Annotated in this window: 2 protein-coding genes and 1 pseudogene; 1 reads left to right on the forward strand and 2 read right to left on the reverse strand. The window is 70.3% G+C overall.

What is annotated here, in order from left to right; translation table 11 throughout:
- Window positions 1-237: pseudogene (locus HG262_RS30565) on the forward strand (hypothetical protein); the annotation flags it as partial.
- Here the strand turns inward: HG262_RS30565 and HG262_RS30570 are convergent.
- Together HG262_RS30570 and HG262_RS31110 are read right to left on the reverse strand one after the other, a co-directional pair.
- Window positions 219-860 carry an RNA polymerase sigma factor gene (locus HG262_RS30570; protein WP_169274560.1) on the reverse strand — a complete coding sequence of 214 codons (642 nt, stop codon included), beginning with the start codon at window positions 858-860 and terminating at the stop codon, window positions 219-221. The pseudogene HG262_RS30565 and the gene HG262_RS30570 overlap by 19 nt on opposite strands.
- A gap of 41 nt (window positions 861-901) precedes the next feature.
- Window positions 902-7,087, reverse strand: coding sequence for a filamentous haemagglutinin family protein (locus HG262_RS31110; protein WP_248293539.1), 6,186 nt, complete (start codon window positions 7,085-7,087; stop codon window positions 902-904).
- Window positions 7,088-7,133: the final 46 nt, after the last annotated feature.

Genomic DNA, 7,133 nt, shown 5'->3' on the forward strand with positions numbered 1-7,133 from the left:
GCAGCCGTCGCCGGCGCGCGCGGCCGTCAACACGACGAGGTCTCTGACCGGGTGAACGATGATGTCAAACAAGAGTACCGGCAGAACCAGGCGAAGGATGCGGCGGTAGCCGGGATGGTGGTGGGCGGCTCCCGGCAGCGCCAGGACCGCCGCGAGACGGCGCAGACCAATGCGGCCGTCTCCTCCGCTTATAGCAATTGCATGCAGCAACGCGGGTATCAGGTCACCACGCCCTGAGCGGCCTTCTCGCAATGCCGCAGCGCCTGGCGCAGGGCAGTGTCTACCGACCGCAACGACATGCCCAGCCATTCTGCGGCATCGGCACGGCTGCGCCCTTCCACTCGCAGGGCGATCAGCACGGCGCACTGGCGGCGGGGTAACCCCTCCATGACGCGCGACAGGACCGACAGCGCCGTCCGGCCCTCGGTCACGGCCTGAGGGCCCGGCGTCTCGTCGATCAACTCGGGCAGCCCGGCGCCCGGATCGTCCAGCGACAGCCATGACGCCTGCGCACGCAGGCGGTCGATAGCCAGATGGCAGGCCATGCGAAACACGTAAGCGTCCGCCTGCCGCACCTCGCCGGCCACCGGCCGCGTCAATCGAAGCCACGTATCGTGCAAGCATTCGCGCGCCAGGTCGGCGCAGCCCAGGCGCCGGGCAAGCCGGCCATGCAGCGTGGCGTAACTGCCGCTCAGATGCTCGCGCAGGCGCGCCGCGGTATCGGTCTCGGCAGCGTGGCTCGCTTGCGCCTGCCTGGGCCTGTCCGCCGTTTCGTCATGGCGTACCGACGCCTGCGGCGCAGGCCATGCCGGCGGACGCGGCGTGCGCCACGCCTCGCCCTCGCGCCAGGGCGGCGGCATGGCGGGGGCTGGCCACCGGCTTCCCGTCGATATCGGATTCATCATGGCGACAGCTGACCCAGATTGTCTTGCTCGCGTTCGGTCAACTGCTGCCGCGCCCGCGCGGGCAATTCCCCCAACCCCAATACCCGCACCGCGCTGGCGGGGTCGTAAGACGCTGACGGCGCCGGCGGCTTGGGCGGCGGCGTTTCCCCGCCACTGCCGGCCGGCAGCGGCTCGGTGCCGAAACCCAGGATTTGAACGCTGAAGAGGGACGGCTGGTTCTGCCGCGCCGTCGACCGATCGCGCTGCATGACGTCCTGCGCCGCAGTGGACGCCGTGGCCGCCGCCGCGCTGGCGCTGGTCAATGCGTTGGTGTTGACCGTCACCGCCACCGGAATGCCCTTGCTATCGCCCTGTACCTGGATGTTGGCGGCATTGACCACTTGCAGCGCCGCGACGTTGACGTTGCCCGACACGCGGATGCCGGCTTCGCCCGCATCGATCGTGCCCAATGGCGCGATCAGGTCCACGTCGCCCGCCGGCACCTCCGGAATCGGCGCCAACGTGCCGATGCCTGCGCCCGTGGACGGCACGGTAGGCGACAGCGTAACGTTGCCGTAGGCGTCGTACACGCGCCGCGGCGGCGTGTACAGCACCGTGGTCTTGGCGCCGCGCCCGGCGTTGATATCGCCTTCGGCCGACCACGCCTGGATATGGCCGCCGAACGTGGTCATGATGCGGCTTTGGCCCAGCAGCAGGTTGCCCTGCGCATAAAGCTGAATGTTGCCCTGCCCTTGCGTCACCACGCCCGCGCTGGCCGGCGGCGCCACGCCCTCCACGCCCAGGACCTGCTGGCCGCCCGGCGTAAGCAGTTGGATGTTGCCGCCGAAGCTGCTGCGCAGTCCCGCGCCGCCGTACATCGTGAAGCCGCCGTCGTAGCGCAGGGGCGCGCCCGCGGCATCGGTGCCGGGGAACAGCGCCGCGATGGCGCGGCGTCCGCGCAGGTAGCTGCCGAAGCGTTGGCCACCCGCGTCGTTGTACTCGCGCCCGCCCTCCTTCAGTTCAGCAAAGAACAGCTGGCGCGCGTAGATGCCGCGCTCGGCCGGCGCCAGCGCCGCCAGCGCCACGCCTGCGCCCTCCGCGCTCCCGTCGTAGCCGTGCTGAGTGCGCAGCCAGTTCACCAGGTGCAGGCCACTATCCTGCTGGAAATCGCGCGTCAGGTCGCGCCTGGCCTTGCCCTGATCGGCATCGCGCAGCGCCTGCTGGCGTGCCAGCTCCGCCGGCGCACTGGCGTCGTCGCCGGCATAGCCGAACTGGGTCTGCAACCAGGCGCGCAGCGTCAGTTCGCCGCCGTAGGCCAACGCCACCTTGTCCGGGCTGCCGCCGAGTCCTTCTCCAGGTAGCAGCTCACGCGTGCCGTCGAGATAGCGCGACAGGAAGCCCGCGTAGTCCGGGCCGGCAGTGCCCACGCCGGCCAGCACGGCCAGGTCCGCGCCCAGGCGGGTATCGCCGCGCACAATCGCACCCAGGCTGCGCACGCTGGCCGCGTCGTCCTGCCGTACTTGGCGCGCGGCCTGCATCAGCAGCGTGCCGGGGCCGGCTACCTGCGCATTCGCGTAGACGATGTCGCGGCCCGCCTCGATCTGCGACAGGTCGCGGGCGTTGTTGTGCATGGCGGTGACGTCCAGTTGCAGGATGTCGCGGCCAGCCCGCACCGATACCGGTACCGCAGCCTCGTACCACGTATCTGTGCTGCGCAGGCCCCCGCCGACGGCGGATCGCGACATGTCGACCACCGCGCCGGTCTTGAGACCGACGATGTCGCCCGAGGCCGCGTAGAACCTGGCGACGGAGGCGTCACCCGCATGCAGCGCGCGCTCCAGCGGAGTTCCCGGCCCGAACACGAACAACGGCTTGGCATACCAGGCGTCCCCCCGCCCTATCCCTTCCCTGCTGGTGTTTGTAAGGATGAAATTGAAGTTGGGGCCGCTGGCCTCGAACGCGCTGAAGGCCGGACGCAAGGGCGTAGGCAGCGGCGCGTCGGCACCCGACATCGACACCGCGTGGGCGCCGCTGGCCAGAATGGACCGGCCAGCCAGCATCTCCAGCTGGCCGGCAGGCGATGGCGCCAGCAGCAGCACCGGATTGTCCGCATCCGTGGCATTGCCTGCCAGCATGATGTTCCCGTCAGCCGCAACGGCACGCAGAATGGATGGGTAGATGAAGTAGCTGCGGCCCAGCGCCCCGACCGCCGTGTATTCGGGCAGCAGTTCGTCGCCGGCGAACCGGCTGTTGGTGACGGTCATCGGCGTCAGGTTGCCGCCGGCCGAGAACAGGTTGACGGCGGTGGCGGGCGTCCACAGCGTGAACCAGCCCTCGCCGCCGCCCGGCACGAGCTGCGCGGCGCCTGTCCGCTGATAGGGGCTGGAATTGACCTGCGTGACACGGCCCGGGTCGCTGACGCCGCCCAGCACCAGGTCGGCGCGCGTGTCGATCCACGCCGTCGCGTCGCCCAGCACCAGCCTCGGTCCACCCATCGGCCGGCTTCCCCCCACGGCATAGGGGTCGGAGGCGCGCAGCCCCGCGCCGTCGCCGTAGCGCAGATCCATGCCGCCCATCTGGCCGGCCGACAAGGCCAGCCGGCCGCGCAGGTTGACCAGCACGCCGTTCAAGTCCAGGTGGTCGGTGCCGCCGGGATGCGGCCCCGTCGCATTCAACTGCGTGGCGCTCAACGTGGGGTTGAGGCTGCCGCCGATGCGCAGGTCCAGATCGCCGCCCCCCGTCAGCAGCAAATTGCCGTCGACCACCCGCCCGGTGCTGCCGACAACGGCGGTCAACCCTTGCGACCGCGGTTCCACCCCGTTGACATAGCGCGCCGCGTCGCCACGCGCATCGCGCAGCCCCGCATCGCGCCCCGCATGGATGCTCACGTTGCCGCCACCCAGCGTACCGAAGCCCGTGAAACCTACCAGCCTCGGTTCCTTGTCGCCCCCGCCGAAGCCGCCCTGGACGGCATAGGTGCCGAAGTTGATCCACCAGCTGGGCGCGATGTCGGCCACGCCCGGCGTGCCGATACTGCCCTGACGCCACAACCAGTTGCCGGTCGCCGTGCTGGCATAACGCGCACGCCCGGGCGACCCCGCCACCGAGATGCCGCTGTCCGCCATGGAACCCACGGCATCGCCGTACACGTCGCGCCCGGCCGCCACCGTCAGGTTGCCGCCCTGGTCGGGATACCAGGCCTGGTACACCGACAAGGCCGCGTCATACTTGCCGTCCAGTTGGATCAAGCCAAGCGGGCCTGTCTTGCCGTCCTGACCGCGCGGCAGGTTGAAGCGCGCGTCGGCCGCGCCGAGCGAGGTGGGCCGGCCTGCTGTGTAGACACCGTACAGCGAGGCCATGCCTACGTCGCGGCCGGCCAGCAGTGACAGGTCGCCGGCGCCGGTGCGCAGCACGCTGAAGGCGGGCGAGCCAAAGGCATACTTGAATTCGCGGGTGACAATGGTTTCCGACTTTCCGCCGCCCGCGCAGTGGGCGGCATCCGCGCAGAGATCCTCTGGCGTCAGGCCTATCTCCACGGCAAGTTCCTCCACCGGTTTGCCGACCCAGCTCAAGTCGCCCCACCACATCAGGGAGCCAGCCTCCGAGACCGTGCGAGGCGCGGGTTTGCAGTAGTCGCCCCAGCCGCACATCTCTTCCCAGTCGAACCCCCATTCCTCGGCCAATTCCTTGATCGGCTTGCCCACCAGGCTGGAATCCCCGAACAACTCGTCCGCCCCCGCCTGCGTCAGCACCATGACGCCGACGAAGATCGTCTTGATGGTTTCGGTCGCACGGGCCGACTGCCCGTAATGGGTGTCGGCCAACACCAGGTCGCCCTTGCCCAGCACGTTGCGGGCGCGCACGTCGGCCGACCCCAGATCGGCGCCAGCCACCGCGGTCAGGCTCCACGCGGTGGCGTCCGGCCCCAGCATAGGCGCCAACGCCCAGTTGCGGCCCTGCTTGCCGTCCAGCCCCTTCGGACGCAAGTCCACCGGCTTGCCTTCCAGCAGCACCACTTTGGTCTGCGAGGGAATCAGCGAACCCCGCGCCAACGCGATGCGCCCGCTTGCCACCAGTTCGGCTGGCAGCGCGATGCCTTTAGGCCAGGTGAATGCCTGCACGGAAGCCTGGCTGCGCAGGACAAAGCCCGCCCCCAAGCGCGAGCCAGGCGCAAGCGTGACCTCGCCGGCCAGCACCGTGCCGGCGCGCAGCAGGCTACCGTCCGCGGCCGTGACGTCGCCGGTCAGCACCAACCCTGCCGGCAGCGACAGGGCGGCGTTCAGCGTCATCGCGACGGGCAGCACGGTGCCCGCCGGCAACCTGGCGGCACTGGCCGGCAGGTCGTAGTTCAACGTGCTGCCTGCCGGGAAGGCGCTGCCGGCTTCGAGCGTCACGCCGTCGATCGGCACCACCAGGTCACCGCCGAAAGGCGTCACGGCCTGCGATCCAACGCGCCCCTCGACCAATTGCCAGCCGGAACCATCGTCAGGCGAATCCGGCGGCGGCGCGAAGCCATCGTTGAGGCTGCCATAGATGTTCAGGTTGCCGCCCGCGCGCAGCAGCAGCACGCCCGGTTCGCCATAGCCGCGCCGCGCGGGCGTCATGCGATCGGCGTTCGGACCGTAGCGGTAATTGGACAGATCGATATCGCCGACCACGCTCAGGTCGCCGTCCGGCGTGGCGCTGACCACCTCCACGCCGGGACGCAAGTGATAGTTGCCCAGGCCGGACAGGCGGGCGGCCAACGCCGGATTACCCAGCGCTGCGGCCATGAAGGACTGGCTCTGCAGGTCGATGCCGTCCAGGTAGCCCTGCGAGACCTCTTGCGGCCGCTTGCCGGTCACGTCCGGCGCGGCCGCCAACGGCGCGTCGTCATAGCGGCGGAACGCGTTCACCGCGATCGTCCTGGCCCCCTGGATGACGGGGTTGCCCGCCACCACCACGGCCACGTCGCTGGCGCCGTCGCCCGAACCGGCGATGGCGCCTTGCCCGGCGCCGCCACCCAGCCGGCGCGCATTCAGGTCCAGCGTGCCGCGCGTCACGCCGTCGGGGTTGTTCACGTTGGTGCCGGCCCTCAGGTCCACCCGCGCACCGGCGCCCAGCGTCAGCGTGCCTTCGCGCGAGGTCAGGTCGACGATGGCGCGGTTGACGCTGTCGATGATCTTGCCGTAGCTGTCCACGCGTTGCCCGGTGCCGTGGGCGTCCAGCACGCCGTTGATGACGAGGTCGCGCATGGCGGCCAGGCGGATGCTGCCCACCTGTGCGCCGCTGGCGTCGATGCGGCCATTGACCGTGAGGCTGCCGCCGTCCAGCGCCAATTCGACGTGCCTGGCCCGCAATTCGTCGCCCACCACAAGGTCGCCGCGTTTGATCTGGAAGCGCCGGGCGCCGAACACGCCGCCTTCGGTCAGGCGCGCATTCAGGCCGGCAAAGTCGGCCACGGTCTGGGCCCGCACCACGGCTTCGGCGCTGTCGTACGGCACCAGCGTGCCGCCTGCGTCGTACATGCCGGAGGCCGAGCCGCGGAACGCGCCGCCCAGATCCACCCGGCCGCCGGCATCGCCCAGCGCAATGGCCTGGATGCGGCCGGCGCGGTTGTTGCGCGCCGACACGTCGATCAGCGCGCCTTGCGCCTGCGTGACATTGCCCGCCATGCTCTGGAGTTCCACGTCGCCGCCCCAGCTGTAGCGCAACGCGTCCAGCAAACGCACCTCGCGGCCCGACAGGTCGATCCGGGAGTCCGCGCCCAACACGATATCGCCGTCAGCCTTGACCGAGAGCTTGCCGGAAGGCAGCACCACTGCCGTATCCAGCAGGACGCTGCGGCCGGCCAGGCTCATGCTGGCGCCCAGCGCATTGCGCGCGGCGGGAGCCGCGCCCGTGCCGGCGATGGTCATCAAGCCGCCGGCCTTGATCGCCATGACCGAACCGGCCTCGCCGGTCAGAAGCGGCGTGCGGATAAGCAGGTCGCCGCCCCGATAGCGCCAGCCGTGTTCCGCGGTGTAGCCGTCCTGCCCGTGATAGACGGACAGGGTGCCACGGGCCCTGCCGGAGACCATCTGCGCCGCGTCCAGGGACACGGACGAAAAGCCCAGCATCAGGCGTTCGGCCGGCACCAGGGCATTCGGCAGCTGGAACGGAGAGGACTCCAGCCGGATCACGTCCGCCACGACGTTCAGGTTGCCGTGTCCAAGGCTATCCAATATCGCGCCGCCCGGGGCCTGCGGTTTCGCGGCGCCGGCGCCGCGA

This window comes from Achromobacter sp. Bel (genome assembly GCF_012928505.1).
In the GTDB taxonomy this organism is placed as follows: Bacteria; Pseudomonadota; Gammaproteobacteria; order Burkholderiales; family Burkholderiaceae_B; genus Achromobacter.

What these genes read in the sequence shown, in the direction of transcription:
- HG262_RS30570 (WP_169274560.1), bottom strand. Translation starts at nt 860, where the DNA reads ATGCCGCCGCCCTGGCGCGAGGGCGAGGCGTGGCGCACGCCGCGTCCG.